This window comes from Acetobacter cerevisiae, from assembly GCF_001580535.1.
Classification (GTDB): Bacteria; Pseudomonadota; Alphaproteobacteria; order Acetobacterales; family Acetobacteraceae; genus Acetobacter; species Acetobacter cerevisiae.
In genome coordinates this window covers 15,484-33,649 of record NZ_LHZA01000143.1, presented here as the reverse complement: position 1 = coordinate 33,649, position 18,166 = coordinate 15,484, and the positions used below count along the sequence as shown (strand labels likewise).

General features: G+C 59.0%; 13 protein-coding genes. 8 read left to right on the top strand and 5 right to left on the bottom strand.

The annotated features are described in order from the left end of the window. The first annotated feature begins 200 nt into the window (after positions 1 to 200). Positions 201 to 1,187 carry a YihY/virulence factor BrkB family protein gene (locus AD928_RS07620; protein ID WP_082779377.1) on the top strand — a complete coding sequence of 329 codons (987 nt, stop codon included), beginning with the start codon at positions 201 to 203 and terminating at the stop codon, positions 1,185 to 1,187. A gap of 97 nt (positions 1,188 to 1,284) precedes the next feature. Here the strand turns inward: AD928_RS07620 and AD928_RS07615 are convergent, their stop codons facing one another. Continuing rightward, a complete protein-coding gene (locus AD928_RS07615; RefSeq protein WP_062249543.1) occupies positions 1,285 to 1,902 on the bottom strand; it encodes a septal ring lytic transglycosylase RlpA family protein in 618 nt (205 codons plus the stop codon). A 266-nt stretch (positions 1,903 to 2,168) separates the two neighbouring features. On the opposite strand from AD928_RS07615, the gene aroQ reads away from it, so the two are divergent. The 4 genes from aroQ (at position 2,169) to AD928_RS07595 (ending at position 5,374) form a co-directional block, all read left to right on the top strand. After that, on the top strand, positions 2,169 to 2,624 hold the full coding sequence (gene aroQ, locus AD928_RS07610; protein ID WP_025829366.1) for a type II 3-dehydroquinate dehydratase: 456 nt from the start codon (positions 2,169 to 2,171) through the stop codon (positions 2,622 to 2,624). Continuing rightward, positions 2,621 to 3,085 carry an acetyl-CoA carboxylase biotin carboxyl carrier protein gene (gene accB, locus AD928_RS07605; RefSeq protein ID WP_062140969.1) on the top strand — a complete coding sequence of 155 codons (465 nt, stop codon included), beginning with the start codon at positions 2,621 to 2,623 and terminating at the stop codon, positions 3,083 to 3,085. The genes aroQ and accB overlap by 4 nt, the downstream gene beginning before the upstream one ends. Then, on the top strand, positions 3,085 to 4,428 hold the full coding sequence (gene accC, locus AD928_RS07600) for an acetyl-CoA carboxylase biotin carboxylase subunit (RefSeq protein WP_062140967.1): 1,344 nt from the start codon (positions 3,085 to 3,087) through the stop codon (positions 4,426 to 4,428). The genes accB and accC overlap by 1 nt, the downstream gene beginning before the upstream one ends. A gap of 154 nt (positions 4,429 to 4,582) precedes the next feature. Beyond that, on the top strand, positions 4,583 to 5,374 hold the full coding sequence (locus tag AD928_RS07595) for an acetoin reductase (RefSeq protein ID WP_062249541.1): 792 nt from the start codon (positions 4,583 to 4,585) through the stop codon (positions 5,372 to 5,374). A gap of 90 nt (positions 5,375 to 5,464) precedes the next feature. Here the strand turns inward: AD928_RS07595 and AD928_RS07590 are convergent, their stop codons facing one another. Then, a complete protein-coding gene (locus AD928_RS07590; protein ID WP_062249539.1) occupies positions 5,465 to 6,958 on the bottom strand; it encodes a sugar porter family MFS transporter in 1,494 nt (497 codons plus the stop codon). A 451-nt stretch (positions 6,959 to 7,409) separates the two neighbouring features. Here AD928_RS07590 and thiC point away from each other — a divergent pair, with 451 nt between their 5' ends. Further along, the gene (gene thiC / locus AD928_RS07585; protein ID WP_062249538.1) at positions 7,410 to 9,284 is read left to right on the top strand and encodes a phosphomethylpyrimidine synthase ThiC; all 1,875 of its coding nucleotides are present in this window, start codon (positions 7,410 to 7,412) and stop codon (positions 9,282 to 9,284) included. A gap of 310 nt (positions 9,285 to 9,594) precedes the next feature. Then, positions 9,595 to 11,241: a dihydroxyacetone kinase subunit DhaK gene (locus tag AD928_RS07580; protein ID WP_062249536.1), complete on the top strand. Its 1,647-nt coding sequence runs from the start codon at positions 9,595 to 9,597 to the stop codon at positions 11,239 to 11,241. A 209-nt stretch (positions 11,242 to 11,450) separates the two neighbouring features. Here AD928_RS07580 and AD928_RS07575 read toward each other — a convergent pair whose 3' ends face one another. After that, the gene (locus AD928_RS07575) at positions 11,451 to 13,913 is read right to left on the bottom strand and encodes a TonB-dependent receptor plug domain-containing protein (RefSeq protein ID WP_082779809.1); all 2,463 of its coding nucleotides are present in this window, start codon (positions 13,911 to 13,913) and stop codon (positions 11,451 to 11,453) included. A gap of 411 nt (positions 13,914 to 14,324) precedes the next feature. Continuing rightward, complete coding sequence (locus tag AD928_RS07570; RefSeq protein WP_062249575.1) at positions 14,325 to 16,118, bottom strand: ABC transporter ATP-binding protein; 1,794 nt, start codon at positions 16,116 to 16,118, stop codon at positions 14,325 to 14,327. A 304-nt stretch (positions 16,119 to 16,422) separates the two neighbouring features. Here AD928_RS07570 and nth point away from each other — a divergent pair, with 304 nt between their 5' ends. After that, positions 16,423 to 17,088 (top strand): endonuclease III, encoded by a 666-nt coding sequence (gene nth / locus AD928_RS07565; RefSeq protein ID WP_233420003.1) that lies wholly within the window; start codon positions 16,423 to 16,425, stop codon positions 17,086 to 17,088. A gap of 38 nt (positions 17,089 to 17,126) precedes the next feature. Here the strand turns inward: nth and hemH are convergent, their stop codons facing one another. Then, the gene (hemH, locus tag AD928_RS07560; protein WP_062249532.1) at positions 17,127 to 18,164 is read right to left on the bottom strand and encodes a ferrochelatase; all 1,038 of its coding nucleotides are present in this window, start codon (positions 18,162 to 18,164) and stop codon (positions 17,127 to 17,129) included. Positions 18,165 to 18,166: the final 2 nt, after the last annotated feature.

Genomic DNA, 18,166 nt, shown 5'->3' with positions numbered 1-18,166 from the left:
GGAAAAGGGGCCTCAAGGACTATAAAACCGGCTTCATTCGGTTTCTTCACGTCTGCACAGCGCCTTGAGCATTGCAGAACGCCTTTTTCTTCCGTGAAGGGAACCGCCCGTTACAGGAAGCCCGGCCCAGCGCCCGGCATTCCACGGTTCGGCCCCCTCAGGCGCGATGCCACACGCCAAAAAAGGATGCTTCAAACACGATGCAGGTTCTCTGTGATCCCGCCGCTCCGCATCAGCACGATCTGAACCCTGCTGAGGGATCGAGGGCGGACGCCCCAGACCAGGGCCCCAAATTTTCCCGCCCCTCTGCCCTGCGGTGGCAGGACTGGAAAATCATTTTCACGCTGACGTTCAAAAGCCTGATTTCCGGCCCCACCACGCTGGTGGCCGCCGGCTGCGCTTTTTATACCACCCTCTCTCTGTTCCCGGCCATCAGCTCACTGATTTCCATCTATGGGCTGGCGTTTGATGTGCAGACCGTCACCCCCCAGCTGGAAGTGCTGCGAAATCTGCTGCCGCCGGGGGCTTACGCACTGATTTATGACCGCATTCAGACACTGGTGGCAGAACCGCACAGCTCTCTGACGGTCAACCTTGTCGTCTCCCTGAGTGTGGCGCTCTGGTCCGCCTCGGCCGCCACCAAATCCATTCTGTCGGCGCTGAACATTGCCTACAACACGCAGGAAAACCGAAACTTCTTTGTGTTCCAGCTCACAGCACTCGCCATGACGCTCTCCGCCGTGCTGGGTGCCGCGCTGACACTGGCGCTCATGGTGGCCCTGCCGCTGCTGCTTAATCTGCCCGCATGGCTGCACATCCCCACCCCGCCCGGCTCCATTGAGTTTCTGGCGCAATGGAGCGGCCCGGTCATTATGTTCACCTTCCAGATTCTGGCCATGTCCGCCCTCTACCGCTTTGGGCCGGACCGTAAAGCACCCGGCCTGTGGCGCTGGGTGATGCCGGGGGCACTGTTTGCCACCTGCACATGGATTATCGTGGCCTTTGGCTTCTCCTATTACGTGGCCCACATCGCCAGCTACAACGCCACGTATGGCCCCCTGGGCGCGGTGATTGCCATCATGATGTGGTTCTTCGTCAGCGCATGGGTCGTGCTGATGGGTGCGGAACTGAACGCCGAGATGGAAATCTACGCCCGGGGCGAACGCCGCAAACCGCTGACGTTCTGACCCTCCCTCGATACGCGCCCACTCTGGGCGAACAGAAAAAAGGCCGGTTCAGGATCACCTGACCGGCCTTTTTTATACGCTTTAAAAACGTCAGATCTTAGTGGCGTGTGGCTCTCACACGGGAGCGATGCAGAACCCGCACCCCGTCCCGGGACTGGGCCGCAGCCATCTCCAGCGTGTTGGACTCCAGCGATTCGCTACCATCCTGAGGCGCGGATGCGACTTCAATCGGGGCGGCTTCAATCTTCACATGAGCAACACCTGCGCCCAGCATGCCGATGCGCGCAGCCGCGGCCTGTGAAAGATCAATAATCCGGTTATGGCTATACGGGCCACGATCATTCACCGTCACCACAACAGAGCGCCCCGTCTCTTCAGACGTCACCAGCAGCTTGCTGCCGAGGGGGGCTGTGGGGTGCGCTGCGGTCAGGCTGGCCTTGTTGAACAAAGCGCCTGAGGAAGTGCGGCGGTTATGGAAACGACCGCCATACCAGCTGGCCATGCCTTTCTGGAAACGGCGCGCATGCGCAGTCTGTCCGGTTTCCGGAGTGCTGAACGTCGGGTCCTGCTCCTCCCGCGCGGCCAGAGCGCGCTGAACGGAGTCGGCCCAGCTGGTCGTCCCCTGTCCTTCATCAGCTGCCTTGGCAGCGGAGACAGAGGCCATGGAGGCCATAACAAACACACTTCCCAGAAGTGCCCGGCGCAGGGCTGACATCCGCTTGTTTACTCCGTTTTCCGTTGAACCCGGCCAATAAAGCCGGTGCCAAGGATAAAAAGCAACCGCTTTCTACCCCGCAAACCTTTTGGTTCTCCCCGTGCATGCCCTGCCCAAATGGCAAAAACATGGCATGCGTGCCCTTTCCAGTCCGCGCTTCCCGAAGCAACAGACGCCGGGCAGGCAGGTTTTTCATCAGGTTTTAGGGGTGCAGGGCATCTCTTCTCTTGGATGCTGTCCGGCATCGTGCTACGGCCCGGAACACTATGGAAAGACCCCTCATCGCTGTGTTTAACGGCCCGAACCTCAACATGCTTGGCCAGCGCCAGCCTGAAATTTATGGCCGCGCCACGCTGGATGATGTGGAGCAGATCTGCATTCAGACAGCCGACAAGCTGGATCTGGCCATCGACTTCCGTCAGACGAACATTGAAGGGGAGCTGATTTCCTGGGTGCAGGAATGCCGCAAGCGTGCGCGCGGCATCATCATCAACCCGGCGGGATACAGCCACACCTCTGTGGCTTTGCTGGATGCGCTGCTGGCCACGGACCTGCCCGTGATCGAGGTGCATATCTCCAACATTCACCGTCGTGAGCCGTTCCGTCACATGTCTTATGTCTCCCGCGCCGCTGTTGGCGTAATCTGTGGGCTAGGCGTGGCGGGGTATTCTCTGGCATTGCAGGCAATGACAGATCTTATTCTAGATGAGGATGACCAATGAGCGGATTGCTCGTGGACGCAGATGCCATTCGGGCATTGGCCGAAATTCTGACCGACACCGGACTGACTGAAATCGAGGTCTCGGAGAAAGACAGCCGCATCCGGGTGGCCCGTGCCCCCGCAACGGTGCAGGCTACGGCTCCGGCGGCTGTTGCAGCCCCTGCTCCGGCTCCGGTGGCAGCTCCTGCCGCCCCTGTACCGGCAGCCCCTGCGGACCTCTCCCGCCATCCGGGTGCTGTTAACAGCCCGATGGTGGGTGTGGCGTATCTCACGCCCGACCCGTCCTCTCCCCCGTTTGTCAGCGAAGGGCAGATTGTCAGCGCTGGCCAGACCCTGCTGCTGATTGAAGCGATGAAGACCTTCAACCAGATCAAAGCCCCCAAAGCCGGCACGGTGAAAACCCTGCTCGTTGCCTCTGGCGACCCGGTGGAATTTGGCCAGCCGCTCGCCATTATCGAGTGATGTTTTCCAAAATCCTCATCGCCAATCGCGGCGAGATTGCCCTTCGTGTCCTGCGCGCCTGCCGGGAACTGGGCATCAAGACCGTAGCGGTTCATTCCACAGCGGATGAAGACGCCATGCATGTGCGTCTGGCGGATGAAGCCGTGTGCATCGGGCCGCCTGCCGCGCGGGATTCCTATCTGAACGTGGCCGCCATTCTCTCTGCCGCCACTATCACAGGGGCGGAAGCCATTCACCCCGGCTATGGCTTTCTGTCTGAAAACGCAGATTTTGCGGAAACGGTGGAAGCCCACGGCCTGACCTTTATCGGCCCGACGGCGGAGCATATCCGCATGATGGGCGATAAGATTACCGCCAAGACCACCATGGAAGCGCTGGGTGTGCCGCTGGTCCCCGGTTCCGATGGTGAGCTGAAGAGCCTGGACGAAGCCCGGACCGTGGCCGCACAGGTCGGCTACCCGGTGCTGATCAAGGCAACCGCAGGCGGTGGCGGGCGCGGCATGAAAGTCGCGCATGACGCCAGCGAGATTGAGGAAGCCTGGAGCGTGGCCCGCACGGAAGCCCGCACAGCTTTTGGCAATGATGCGGTCTATCTGGAAAAATACCTCGATAAGCCCCGGCATATCGAACTCCAGATTCTGGGCGATAACTACGGCAACGTGGTGCATTTTGGGGAACGTGACTGCTCCCTGCAGCGCCGCCACCAGAAACTGCTGGAAGAAGCTGGCTCTCCGGCCATTACGCCGGACCAGCGGAACGCCATCGGTAAAACGGTGACGGACGCCCTCTCCAAAATGGGCTACCGGAACGCAGGCACGCTGGAATTCCTGTATCAGGACGGTCAGTTCTGCTTCATCGAGATGAACACCCGCCTGCAGGTGGAACATCCGGTGACGGAAATGGTGTGCGATGTCGATCTGGTCCGTGAGCAGATCCGCCTCGCCGCTGGTGAGAAGCTCGGCTACACGCAGTCTGACGTGACGTTCTCTGGCCATGCCATTGAATGCCGCATCAACGCGGAAGACCCGGATACCTTCGCCCCCTGCCCCGGCACTGTGGCGGTGTATCACGCACCGGGTGGTCTGGGTGTGCGCATCGATAGCGCGCTCTACACGGGCTACAAGGTGCCGCCGTATTACGACAGCATGATTGCCAAGGTGATTGTTCACGCCCCCACACGGGCCGAGGCCATTGCCCGTATGCACCGTGCGCTGGATGAGTTTGTAGTGGAAGGCATCAAGACCGTTATTCCGCTGCACCGCCGTATTCTGGCTGACCCTGAGTTCCAGAAAGGGGATTACACCATCCACTGGCTGGAACAGTTTACCGCGCGCCCGCACTAAAAGGCCCGCCTGCCCCCGGCCTGTGCCTCCTTTACCGGAGCCGCTGGCCGGGGACACAATTCCGTGACATCTTTCCTTCAGCCCTTGTTCACTATCGCTGGTTTTTCCAGCGTGGGCGCTGCGCAAAACGCGCATTGAAGAGGAAGATCACACGATGTCTCTTTCAGAAAAACTGGCCGGGAAAACCGCCATTGTCACGGGTGCCGCTCAGGGAATCGGGCGGGGTATTGCCCTGCGTCTGGCCCGCGACGGCGCCGCTGTGGTGCTGACGGACCTCAAGAAAGACAAGCTGGCCACCGTCGCTGCGGAAATTGAGGCGCTTGGCGGCAAAGCCCTCGTGCAGACGGCCGATATCAGCCAGCGCGATCAGGTTTTTGCCGTGGTGCAGGAAGCACGCAAGACGTTCGGGCATGTCGATATCATGGTCAACAATGCCGGTATCGCACATGTCGGCTCACTGCTGGATGCTACGCCCGAGGATGTGGAGACCATTTTCCGCATCAACGTGCAGGGCACACTCTGGGGTATTCAGGCGGCTGCACAGGCCTTCAAGGCTCAGAAGAGCAAGGGCAAGATCATCAACGCCTGCTCCATTGCCGGGCATGAAGGATATGCGTTTCTCGGCATCTATTCCTCGACCAAATTTGCCGTGCGGGCGCTCACGCAGGCTGCGGCTAAAGAGCTGGCCTCCTCCGGCATTACCGTCAACGCCTATTGCCCCGGCGTGGTGGGCACAGACATGTGGACCGAGATCGACCGCCGCATGGCCGAGACCACCGGGGCTGAAATTGGCGCGACCTATAAAAAATATGTGGAAGGCATCGCCCTTGGCCGGGTGGAAACACCGGACGACGTGGCGGGCTTTGTCTCCTACCTAGCCAGCGCAGACGCAGACTACATGACGGGCCAGTCCGTGATGATTGATGGCGGCCTCGTTTTCCGCTGAGGCACTACCACCCCAGCAAGCGACCACCCGGACAAAAAGAAAGGCCCCCGAAGGAGCCTTTCTTCCGTCATCCGTAAAAGGGAATGCCTCTTAGGCCGCTGAAGGGGCCTGAGCGGTTTCTTCTTCGTCTTCCTCATCATCGTAGGAGCGGATACGCGGGTCCTGCCCCACACGCGGCTTAAACTCGCCACGCCGCAGAGCAATCTCGATATCCTCCAGCGTTGCCCCGGCGGTTTCCGGCACAAAGAAGTAGACAAAGAGCACGGACGCCAGATTGACCCCGGCATAGATCCACATGGTGCCACCCAGCGTGACAATCTGCACCAGCGTCAGCGCCGTAGAGGTCACCAGCAGATCGGCCCCCCACAGCATGGCGGCATGCACGCTGGTAGCGGCAGCCCGCATGGGCAGCGGGAACAGCTCCGCCCCCAGCAGCCAGCCCACAACCTGGATACCCCCGGCATTGAACATCATGAACAGCAGCAGGAACGCGATAATCGCCCAGCTCCCCACGCTGCCCTTGTCCGGGTGGATAGCAAACATGATACCCAGACCCAGCAGACTGATGACAGACCCCGGGCCCATGATGAGCACCAGACGACGGCGGCCAATACGGTCCACAAAAATGCAGCCCAGCAGGGTCATGATCAGATAGACAATGGAAATGCCCAGACTGGCCATCAGAGCGGCAGAGCTGCCGAACCCGGCATCCGACAGGAACGTCGGGGCGTAGTAGATCATCATCTCCAGACCACCGGCCTGCGTGAAGAAGGCGATCCCCAGAGCCGCGATGACAGCCGGACGCGCCCACGGCAACATCAGGCCTTTCCAGCCACGCTCATCTTCATCAATACCAGAGGCATTTTCATGAATTTCCCGAATTTCCCGACGAATAGCCTTGCGGGAGTTCCGAACGCGGCTGAGATGCTCAACAGCTGACGCCAGCCCTTCATTCTCAGCAGCCCAGCGCGGGCTTTTGGGCAGGAAGAACATGCACACAAACACAAACGCTGCCGGCAGCGCCGCAACGGAAATCATCGGCCGCCAGCCCCATGCATCCCGCATGGTAAAACCGACGAGGTTGGCAAGGAAAATACCAACGCCAATGGCGACGTTAAACATGGTGACAAGATTGCCGCGTTTACTGGCAGGTGCCAGCTCCGAGATATAGGTTGGCACCACCTGCGTGGCCCCGCCTACGGCAAGCCCCAGAAAAACACGGGCAATAATCAGAGCCGTCACATCCGGTGCGCGGGAGCAGGCGACGGCACCCAGCACAAACACGCCTGTTACGACCATAACGGAATTACGCCGCCCAAACTTTTCAGACAGCCACGAGACGCAGAGTGCGCCGACAACAGCCCCGACGAGAATGGCGGACGTCACCATTTCTTCCTGACCAGACGTCAGGTGAAAATCTTTTGTAATAAGAAGAAGAGCGCCGGAAATAATACCCGTATCATATCCATAAAGACCACCGCATATGGCAGCAACAATTGCAGCTATCCATAAGACACGGTGAGCATGAGGGGAGATTTCGACGTTCGCGATTGCTTCCTGAGCTTTGTTTCTTTCTGCTTGCATGCCTTCTTAATACCACACTTTTGCAACGATTGCATCGGAAATGAAATTTTTTATTATTTTGCAGCCCATCAGGTCTTTTCAATCCCCTTGCAAACAGAGGGTTTGCAGCAGGCTGAGTGACAGCTGCAAAACGCTGCATGGCACATGACGTTCCCGGCAAAACACCTCAGCCCAAGCGGTTTTTTCTTGACAGAAACACACGGAACACTATCTGCTCCAGACCATAGACCAAGGGGGGTTCCGGCAAGGAACTGAGAGTCCACTTTGTCCGCAAGGACGCGTGGTGACCCTGCCACCAGAGGCATGCTGCTTCTGGTGGGGAACCTGATCCGGATCATACCGGCGGAGGGACTGGTGCCAGAAGATGCTCACCGCTGCAGGACCGTACACCGGTTGTCCCTGTCGCAGTCCACTTCCGGCCTCTGTCCTCCTCTGGGCAGAGGAGAACGCTGTGACCCAAACTGACACCCTCAAGACCGCCACACAGGCCGTCACGGGCAACCCAAAACCCGCAAACACTGCCGCACCGGCCCCCGGCCAGGTGACAACCGGCCCCATTCGCGGCTCCAGAAAAGTCTATTCCAGCCCGGAAGCACATCCGGACATCCGCGTGCCGTTCCGTGAAATCATGCTGGACCCGTCCGCCAATGAGCCGCCGCTGCGTGTCTATGATACGTCCGGCCCGTACACGGATGATGCCGAGCAGATTGACGTCCGCACCGGCCTGCCCAAACCCCGTGCGGCCTGGCTGGCTAAGCGCAATCTGGTGCAGGCCACCCCGCGTGCAGTCAAACCGGAAGACAACGGCAACGCACAGGGCGAACAGCTCGTCGCCCCCTGCCCGGCTCCGCACACCGTGCTGCAGGGGCAGGCAGGCAAACCCGTCACGCAGTATGAATTTGCAAAAGCCGGCATCATCACCGAAGAGATGATTTATGTGGCGCACCGTGAAAATCTGGGCCGCCAGAAAGCGGCTGACGATGCCGCGGCACGTCTTGCAGATGGCAACTCCTTTGATGCCGCTATTCCGACGTTTGTCACCCCGGAATTTGTGCGGGATGAAATTGCCCGTGGCCGCGCCATTATTCCGGCCAACATCAACCACCCGGAACTGGAACCGGTGATTATTGGCCGCAACTTCCTTGTGAAAGTGAATGCCAATATCGGCAATTCTGCAGTGACGTCCTCCGCAGCGGAAGAAGTGGAAAAGCTCGTCTGGTCCATCCGCTGGGGTGCGGACACGGTGATGGACCTGTCCACAGGCCGTAACATTCACAATATTCGTGACTGGATTCTGCGGAACGCGCCCACTCCCATCGGCACCGTGCCGCTTTATCAGGCGCTTGAAAAAGTCGGCGGTGAAGTCAGCAAGCTAAGCTGGGAAGTCTTCCGCGATACGCTGATTGAGCAGGCGGAACAGGGGGTGGATTACTTCACCATCCACGCCGGTGTGCGCCTCCAGCATGTGCCGCTGACCGCTAACCGCGTGACCGGCATTGTCTCCCGCGGCGGCTCCATTATGGCCAGCTGGTGTCTGAACGGCCACCGCGAGAGCTTCCTGTATGAGCATTTTGAAGAGATTTGCGACATCATGCGCACGTATGACGTCTCCTTCTCTCTGGGTGATGGACTGCGCCCCGGCAGCATTGCTGATGCAAATGACGCCGCACAGTTTGCTGAACTGGAAACGCTGGGCGAGCTAACCCAGATTGCCTGGGCCAAAGGCTGTCAGGTGATGATCGAAGGGCCGGGCCATGTGCCCATGCACAAGATCAAGGAGAACATGGACAAGCAGCTGCGCGACTGTGGCGAGGCCCCGTTCTACACGCTTGGCCCGCTGACGACCGACATCGCACCGGGTTACGACCACATTACCTCAGCCATTGGCGCAGCCATGATCGGCTGGTTTGGCACCGCCATGCTCTGCTACGTCACCCCCAAGGAGCATCTGGGGCTGCCAGACCGGAATGATGTGAAAACCGGTGTGATTACCTACCGCATTGCCGCCCATGCGGCAGACCTTGCAAAAGGCCACCCCGGAGCAAAGCTGCGGGATGATGCGCTCAGCCGCGCCCGCTTCTCCTTCCGCTGGCAGGACCAGTTCAATCTGTCACTCGATCCGGATACGGCCTGTGCGTATCATGATGAAACCATGCCGAAGGAAGCTCATAAAGCCGCGCATTTCTGCTCCATGTGCGGTCCGAAATTCTGTTCCATGCGGATCAGTCAGGATCTGAAGGAAGATGCCGCCCGTATGGCTGGCATTGAGCAGAAAAATGAAGAGTTCCGTAAAGCAGGCGGCAACGTTTACGTGCCTGCGGAATAAAGCTGTTCGTTTCCCCTCCCCTTTTGCGCTCTGCGCAGAGGGGGAGGCCCCACAGTAATGAATAGAATTCATCATCCCCCCTGAAGTTCTGATCTTCTCCAGGACCATATTCGGTTCACATCCCCCTGCGCCAATGCTGAATTCCTGAAAATATTGCCCACTAAAAAGGCGCATTCCCTCCTATACTTTGCGCCACGCCTTGAAAAATTCATAAACCCTGAGAAATCACCAGCACTTGCCTTTCAAAAAATTTTCAAAGGATTAGAATTTTAGTCCTTGTTTTTTGGCACAACGGCAGGACCAGTTTTCTATGAAGCGTTTTTTCAACACACGCGAAACACTTGTGACAGACTCTCTGGATGGCCTGCTTCGCTCCTCCATGGGGCAGCATTTGTGCCGGCTGGATGGATATCCCGATATTCGCGTGGTGCTGAGAAAAGAGCGCAACCCTGAGCATGTCGCCGTTATTTCCGGTGGCGGGGCCGGACATGAGCCAACCCATGCGGGGTTTGTCGGCGCAGGCATGCTGGACGCCGCCGTGTGCGGCTCGCTCTTCGCCTCCCCCAGCGTGGACGCCATTCTGGCAGGTATTCTGGCCGTGACTGGCAAAGCAGGCTGCCTGCTGGTTATTAAAAGCTATACCGGGGACCGCCTGAATTTTGCACTGGCCGCCGAGCAGGCGCGCAGCATGGGGTATCAGGTCGAAACCGTTGTGGTGGGGGATGATATTGCCCTGCCCGATAATCGCTTTGCCCGTGGTCTGGCTGGCACCGTTCTGGTGCATAAAATTGCAGGCTATGCCGCCAGTCAGGGTGAACCGCTGGCCCGCGTGGCCGAGCGGGCTCGCAGTGCCGCTGCGCAGATTTCTTCCATCGGCCTCTCGCTGACGGACTGCAACGCTTATGACCCGGCCCACACAACCCGACTGACAGCTGAGCAGGCGGAACTGGGTTTAGGCATTCACGGAGAACCGGGCGCGCAGCAGATTACGCTGGCACAGGCGGACACGCTGATGGCGCTGGCCGCAGATACACTCGCCAAAGCCCTTCCCGCCAAAAATGCCACAGGCAAACACGAACGCTACGCCCTGCTTCTGAACATGCTGGGCAGTGTGCCACCCATTGAAATGACCTTGCTGCTCAACGCCTTTGCCAAAACTGATCTGGCCAAAAACACGGATCTGATTATCGGCCCGGCCCCCATGATGACGGCGCTGGACATGAACGGTTTCTCCCTGACTGCCGTTCCGCTGAGTGCAGAAATCCTTGCCGCCCTGACCGCGCCGGTGGAACCGTGGGCGTGGCCGGGCGCTGCTCCGTTTGCAGCCCCCACCGTGCGCCCTCTGCCAGCCTTGCCGGAAACATTCCGCTTCCCGCCCTCTGCATCCCCTAAAATTGAAGCACTGATCCGCCACGCTGCCAAAACGCTGATTGGCAATGCGGAAGCCCTGAATGCGCTGGATGCCCAGATTGGAGATGGGGATGCCGGGTCTACCTTTGCGGAAGGTGCTCAGGAAATCCTGAAAACGGTGGATCGCCTGCCTCTGGCAAACCCGCAGGAGCTGTTTGCTACTTTCGGCGCCATTCTGGCCCGACATGCCGGTGGGTCCAGTGGTGTGCTGCTCTCCATCATGTTCTCCGCCGCCGGTCGCAGCACAGACACATGGGCCAGGGCCCTGGTGGAAGGCCTGACCACCATGCAGCAGCATGGCGGTGCCAAACCAGGAGACCGCACCATGATTGATGCCCTGCACCCGGCTTTTACAGTTCTGGCCGCTGGTGGCGCACTGGCAGAAGCCGCGCAGGCTGCGCGTGACGGCGCGGATGCCACCAAACGCATGACGCACGCCAATGCAGGCCGAGCCTCCTATGTGCCGGACGCCAAACTAGCCAATATCCCCGACCCGGGGGCGGAAGCCATTGCCCGGATGTTTGAGGCTCTGGCCAGCATGGGCTGATCCACCTTCAGCCCTCAGCAAGCGGCATAAAAAAAAATGCCTGTGCAAAATGGGGTTTCCTCCATGATGCACAGGCATTTTTCATAAGAAATCTGGATGCCTCACGCGCTCAAAGCATCCGCTGCAAGCCGACTGAACAAACTTGCAGCACACTTAAAAAATCGTCCTTATTTGCTCAGATCCTTTAAGCAGCCTGATCCCCTTTGAGATCAGAAATTGATATCACCCCGCAGGTAATAGAAGCCGCCATTCATGCCAAGCTGGGACGTGCTCATGTAATATTGCGGTGCCCCCAGATAGCGGTTGTTATCCGGCACGCGGCTGGGGCGGGCATCAAACAGGTTATTGCCACCGAGTGTCAGCGCCAGTCTGGGATGCACGCGGTAGGTGACTTCCAGATTGGTAATAAACTTCGGCGTGTTATGGAACTGTAGGAAATTTGTGCTGGACAGAGAGCTGGTATTCCCTGCACCCCCATAATAGGTGAGCTGAGACGTGGTCTGGCCATAACGAATTTCGTGCACACCCACTGTCCACTTTCCACTGGTAAAGCGGCCGCCAAAAATCATCTTGCTGCGCGGATAGGCCGTGGTGAGATACGCAATACTCTGCGCGTTCATCAACGGATTGCCCTGCGCATCCGTCCCCTGATGGGACAGGCGGGTGCGGTTGAGGTTAATCGCTACATCCCAGTCAATACGCCCAACGTTTCCAAGCTGGGTTGGGTAGGTCGCCGTCAGATCCAGCCCCTGCGTGCGGGTACTGGCCACGTTGGCAAACCAGTGGGTGGACAGGGAGGAGGCAGACCATGTGTTAACGTCACTCGGCAGGCTAAAGCCGTTCATGGTCAGCGCAGAAGCGGCCTGCGCACCATAAACCTGCCCACCGGGCATGATCTGATCGCGCAGGTTGATCTGATACACATCGACAGTCACATGCAGTTTGCGGAACGGCTCCATGACAATCCCGCCGCTGACGTTGGTTGAACGTTCCGGCTTGAGTGGAGAAGACCCGTTGGCCAGAGCACCCGGAGAGTTCACGGCAATCAGACCTCGTGCTGCGGTGGGAGAGATCGCCAGTGCACTGTAATGTTCCTGCGCCAGTGTCGGCGCATGGAAGCCATTGGAGATAGTCGCGCGGAAGGCCAGACGCGGAGAGACCTCATAACGGGTGGAGACCTTGCCCGTTTCTGTATCCCCTACATCCGTATAATGCTCGTAGCGGCCAGCAAGATCCAGCTGCCAGTGGCGCGTCAGATGTGTGGAAACATCAATATATCCGGCCACGACATCACGACTAAAGTTGCCTGCATTACCGGGGTTGGTCCCCGCCATGGCATCGGACCCGCTACCATACAAAGAGTCCGCATCGCCCGTGCCGATGGAATAGCTTTCATACCGGTAGGACGCCCCACCCGCGACGTTGATCTCATGCGGCCAGCCTGAGAATTTAAACTTGCGGGAGAGGTCGAAATTGTTGCTCCACTGGGAATTATTAAAGCCCTGCACGTCAAAGTTTGTCGGGGTGCGGCCTGTATCTTTCTCAATAGCCAGATTGGCGGAATTAGTCAGACCAATATTGTCGAAATCGCGCCCGTAAACCGTGGAAAGATCCCAGTTCCAGCCAGCGAGTTTTCCTTTAACACCGGCAGTCAGCTCGAAGTCATTCTCTTCGATCGTTTCCAGAGGCGAGTAGCCACCCGGATAAATGGCCGCATAACCGGGATAGTTCGCCAGAGAACTGGCCAGACGATAATTCTGGTAGGATTCCGCGTGCCGATGCGCATATGTGCCCGTGCCGTAAAGCTGAATGCTATCTGTCAGATCATACCCGGCCTTGATGGCAACGCTTTCACGCGTCTGTTCCGGCTGGCCCAGCACGTAATTGTTTTTCTGGCCTGTGCGTGCATCGGGCGCGCTGCGGAAAGTGTGATCGGTATGATAAAAATCGCCGCTCACATGCACAAAACCACGGCTGCCAAGCTGTGCCCCGCCGTCCAGATACACGCCCTGCTGGAAACCATCCTTCGCAGCGGTAATGCCGGAGATAGATTCCGCATGGAACCCGTGGTCCTGTTTTTTGAGGATGATGTTCACCACCCCCGCCACGGCGTCTGACCCGTACTGGGCGGAAGCCCCGTCGCGCAGCACTTCCACATGGTCGATAGCCGCCATGGGGATCATGTCGATATCGACAGCCGTGGAGCCCTGCTGCGGGCCGGGATCGGCATAGATATTGGCTGTGGTATGACGACGTTTTCCGTCCACCAGCACTAGTGTCTCATTCGGGTTCAGGCCCCGCAGACTGATGGAATCCGTCAGCGCGCCACTATCAAACCCGCCGGTCGGCATGGTGAGAGACGGCAGAAGCTGAGCCAGTGCTTCCCGCAGGTTGGGCTGGCCGGTCTGGTTCAACTGCTTGGCCGAGACGACATCAATCGGGGAGAGGCTCTCACGCGCCTTGCGGCCGCCCGTCTCGCGCGTGCCGGTCACGATGACGGATTCTTCACCCTCCGCCGCAACCGGGCCGGGCGCCGCAACTGACCCACGCAGCGTGCGCACCTGCTGAGGAGTCAGCGTAGCGGGAGCTGCGGTTGTGCCAGGAGCCGCCGTGCCTGAGACCGGATGCACCGCTGCCGGGCGAACGGCCTGCCCCGTGGTTTTATGCGGCACAGCCTGAGCTGTGTGCTTTACGGCCTTCCCGGACGGTTGTTCCTCCGCCGCAAAAGCCTCTCCTCCGGCAAAACCGGACAACAGGGTGGCAGCCAGCAGAGCAGAGGAAAAACCACGACCACAAACCGGTACGCGCCCCTGTGCTGAACGGACCCGAATGATAGTCTCTGACGAAAAACCTTTGCGCACAGCAGAACGCTCCCAAGCACATGTTTAATAAACACATATATTGCGTGTTTATTTATAACACTCTTATTGATGTGCAATTAGGGTTGGGGCGGGTTATCTCGTATTATTCAGGAGGTGTGGTGATCCTGCAACAGAGTGCCACCACAAGGCCGCACCTTCCCTGCTCTTAAGCGAGGCAGACCAGAGCGAGGAGACAACGCCCCTTGCCCCGGAAAGTTTCTGTTACAAAGACTGAAGATTATAGAGCCTGCGATAAAGGCCATCCGGCTTCTGCACCAGTTCCGCGTGGGGCGCGTCTTCCACTACCTGCCCACGTTCAAACACCAGAATGCGGTCCAGATCCACCACCGTGGCCAGACGATGCGCAATCACAATCACCGTGCGGCCTTCCATCAACCGCTGCATGGCGTCCTGCACCAGAGATTCAGATTCTGAATCAAGGCTGGCCGTGGCTTCATCCAGCACCAGAATGGGGTTATCGGCCAGAAAGGCGCGGGCAATGGCAACACGCTGGCGCTCACCGCCAGAGAGCTTCACACCCCGTTCCCCTACCAGCGTCTGATACCCATCAGGCAGGCGCGCAATAAAATCTGACGCATTGGCCAGACGGGCGGCTTCTTCAATTTCCGCCTGCGTGGCGTCCGGGCGACCATAAGCAATATTGTCCGCCAGACTGCGATGGAACAGGGTGGGTTCCTGCTGCACAATGGCAATTTGCGACCGCAAGCGAGACTGACTCACCGTGGCGATATCCACGCCATCAATCAGAATCTGACCGCCATTCAGCGGATAAAGCCGCTGCAACAGCTTGGTAAAGGTCGACTTCCCGGAACCGGACGGCCCGACCAGCCCTACGCGGCTACCGGGCGCAATCGTCAGGCTGAGATCTGTAAATATGGGCCGTGTCTGACCGGGATACTGAAAGGACACATGCTCGAACCGGATTTCCCCTTCCCGAATAGTAAAAGGCTGCACAACGGGCAGGTCTTTCACGCCAGGTTCAGTCCGCCACAGCTCAATCAGTTCTTCCATTTCATTCACAGAGCGCTGCACCACAGACACCTGCTGGCCAATATCCCGCAGATAGCCCTGCACCAGAAACGTCATGGTCAGCACATAGGCCAGATCCCCCGGCCCCGCCTTGCCGTCCAGCCACAGCCAGACAGCCGCACCGGACAGGATAACGCGCATGGCCGTGACCATCAGGTTCTGAATGCTGGCGCTGTTGGTGCCGCGCGTCCATGTGTGGCAGGTCTGCTTCTTCCATTCAGATACAACCTGCATCAGCCGGGCTTCTTCCCGCTCCTCCGCGCCAAAGGCTTTCACCACGGCGTTGCAGGTGATGGAATCCGCCAAAGCGGCGCCCATCTTGCTGTCCCACTGGTTGGCCTGACGGGCCGAGGGCGCCACATACCGCAGTGTGAGCAGGCACGAGCAGGTGATAAACACTGCCGACAGCACACCCAGCAGCACACCCATAAGAAGCCAGTGCCATGCCAGCACCAGTGTGGTCAGCACCAGCAGACAGGCTTCCGGGATGAGCATCAGCAGCAGTGTGTCATCCAGCATGTCCACAGCCCACATGCCGCGCGTCAGCCGCCGTACGGTGGAACCGGCGAAGGTGTTGGCATGCCAGTCCGTGGAGAGGCGCTGCACATGCGCAAAGGCCTGCCCGACAATTTTCTGCATGACCTGCGTGCTTAGATGCGTAATGCCCAGATACGCTGCACGCTTGCCCAGAACGTTGCCCACGCCACAGGCGGCCATACCAGCCAGCATCCACAAAGCGTCGCGGATCAGGTTGGACTCAGCTGCGGGCTGCGCAACATCGGTCACCAGACGGCCAGCCAGAACTGGCATCAGCACATCCAGCAGGGTTGCAAACATGACCCCGGCGACTGTGACTATCAGCGGGCGGGGGAATTCCATCCACCGCTGCATGACAAACTTCAGAACATCGACAAACAGGTTTGGCCCCCGTACGGCACGACCCGTATCGGAAGAGGAGGTACTCATCAGAACAATCCGAAAAAAGGGAGAAAACAGCGAACCTCGGCTGAGGTCTGGTTCTGTGTCTGTATCGTGCGGCCTCGTATTTAGCAAACATTCCGGCACTGACCGCCGCTTTGTTCTGGCCAACCGGAGATAGACGCCAACGCCCCGCACGCGGTAGAGTTTGCACATGGCCAGACAGACACGCACCCCTGCCGAAGCAGAGGCTCACCTTCCCAAATCCTCCGCTGCCGGACGCAAGACAGCAAAGGCCGCAAAGGCTGTTGCCCCCACCGCCGCAGATAGCAAGGTCACAGCTCCGCGGGACATGACGCGGCCAGAAATTGTGCAGTTTCTGACAGGCCTTGAGCGCGCCTGGCCGGATGCAGAAACGGAACTGCATTACAGCACGCCGTTCACGCTGCTGATTGCGGTGGTGCTCTCCGCACAGGCAACCGATGCCTCCGTCAACCGCGTGACCCCGGCCCTGTTTGCCGCAGCTCCCAATCCGGCAGCCATGGTGGCGCTGGGGGAAGATGGCGTGGGTGAACTGATCCGCACGATCGGCCTGTGGCGCAACAAGGCGAAAAATGTGGTGGAACTCTCTCGCCAGCTTCTGGAACGCCACAAAGGCGAGGTTCCCGGCACGCGGGAAGAGCTGGAAGCGCTGGCCGGCGTGGGCCGCAAAACTGCCAATGTGGTGCTGAATGTCGCCTTCCATCAGCCGACCGTGCCGGTGGATACGCATGTTTTCCGGCTCGCCAACCGCACGGGACTAGGGCGCGGCAAGACAGTGGAAGCGGTGGAAGCAGCACTCGAACGGCGCATCCCCAAAGAGATGATCCGCGATTCCCACCACTGGATGATCCTGCAGGGCCGCTACGTGTGCAAAGCCCGCAAGCCGGAATGCTGGCGCTGTGCCGCCAGTGAGCCGTGCCTGTATCCTGTGAAAACAGACCGGCCCGTTATCAAGCCGCCGCGTCAGACCCTGTAAGAGTGTCTTACTGCCCCGACGAGGTGTTCAGGAGCGCCTTATAACCAGCCCGCCAGTTCCTGCCGGGTGAGCTGTTCCAGCACGTCAATGGCTTCCACGCTGTCATTCAGGCAGGGGATCAGGGTGAATTCCTCCCCACCTGCCTTGATGAAGTCTTCACAGACCTCGTTGCCAATTTCATCCAGCGTTTCAATACAGTCGGTCATGAAGCCGGGCGTGATGACGGCAATGCGCTTCACGTCTTTTTCGGGCAGCCCTGCAATAAACGGCGCGGTATAGGGCTCCAGCCATTTGGTGGGGCCAAAGCGGGACTGAAAGGTGAGCGGCAACGTTGCTTCATCCATCCCCAACGCCTCACGCAGAGCTTTTACGGTGCGCTGGCAGTCCGCAAGGTAGGAATCCCCCTTATCCACATACTCCTGAGGCAGACCGTGGAACGAGGCCACCAGCATTTGCGGCGGCGTATCCAGTGTGGCCATTGTCTTACGGACGGAACTGGCCAAAGCCTCGATATAAGTCGGATCATCCGGGAACGCTGGCAGCGTGCGGATGGCAGGCTGATTGCGCAACGTCATCAGAAAACGGAAAAGCTGGTCATTCGCGGTCGCGGTGGTGGTCGCGCTGTATTGCGGATAGAGCGGCACCGCCAGAATACGGTCACACCCATGTTCCAGCAGTTCACGCACTCCAGCCTCAACGGACGGCGTGCCGTAGCGCATGGCCCAGGCGACCGGCACATTATCAGCCGCAAACCGGGCGTGCAGCCCCTCTGCCTGCCCGCGCGTGTAACCCCGCAGCGGGCTTTCATTCTTCTCTTTGTCCCAGATACGCTCGTAGGCTTTGCCGCTTTTGCCGGGGCGGACGGTCAGCACCACACCTTGCAGGATGGGCTGCCAGAGCACCGGAGAGCCTTCAATCACCCGTCGGTCAGAGAGGAATTCGGACAGATACCGCCGCACGGCCCGATACCCCGTATCATCTGGCGTGCCCAGATTGAGCAGCAGAATACCCGGACGGCCTTCATGCCGCGCTTTGCCGTTGGGCTGTTTACGGGAGGGAATGTGGTGGAAGACCATGA

Coding starts and splice junctions, on each gene's coding strand:
- AD928_RS07580 (WP_062249536.1), top strand. CDS start 9,595: ATGAAGCGTTTTTTCAACACACGCGAAACACTTGTGACAGACTCTCTG.
- aroQ (WP_025829366.1), top strand. CDS start 2,169: ATGGAAAGACCCCTCATCGCTGTGTTTAACGGCCCGAACCTCAACATG.
- accB (WP_062140969.1), top strand. CDS start 2,621: ATGAGCGGATTGCTCGTGGACGCAGATGCCATTCGGGCATTGGCCGAA.
- AD928_RS07595 (WP_062249541.1), top strand. CDS start 4,583: ATGTCTCTTTCAGAAAAACTGGCCGGGAAAACCGCCATTGTCACGGGT.
- AD928_RS07570 (WP_062249575.1), bottom strand. CDS start 16,118: ATGAGTACCTCCTCTTCCGATACGGGTCGTGCCGTACGGGGGCCAAAC.
- AD928_RS07620 (WP_082779377.1), top strand. CDS start 201: ATGCAGGTTCTCTGTGATCCCGCCGCTCCGCATCAGCACGATCTGAAC.
- AD928_RS07590 (WP_062249539.1), bottom strand. CDS start 6,958: ATGCAAGCAGAAAGAAACAAAGCTCAGGAAGCAATCGCGAACGTCGAA.
- accC (WP_062140967.1), top strand. CDS start 3,085: ATGTTTTCCAAAATCCTCATCGCCAATCGCGGCGAGATTGCCCTTCGT.
- nth (WP_233420003.1), top strand. CDS start 16,423: ATGACGCGGCCAGAAATTGTGCAGTTTCTGACAGGCCTTGAGCGCGCC.
- hemH (WP_062249532.1), bottom strand. CDS start 18,164: ATGGTCTTCCACCACATTCCCTCCCGTAAACAGCCCAACGGCAAAGCG.
- AD928_RS07615 (WP_062249543.1), bottom strand. CDS start 1,902: ATGTCAGCCCTGCGCCGGGCACTTCTGGGAAGTGTGTTTGTTATGGCC.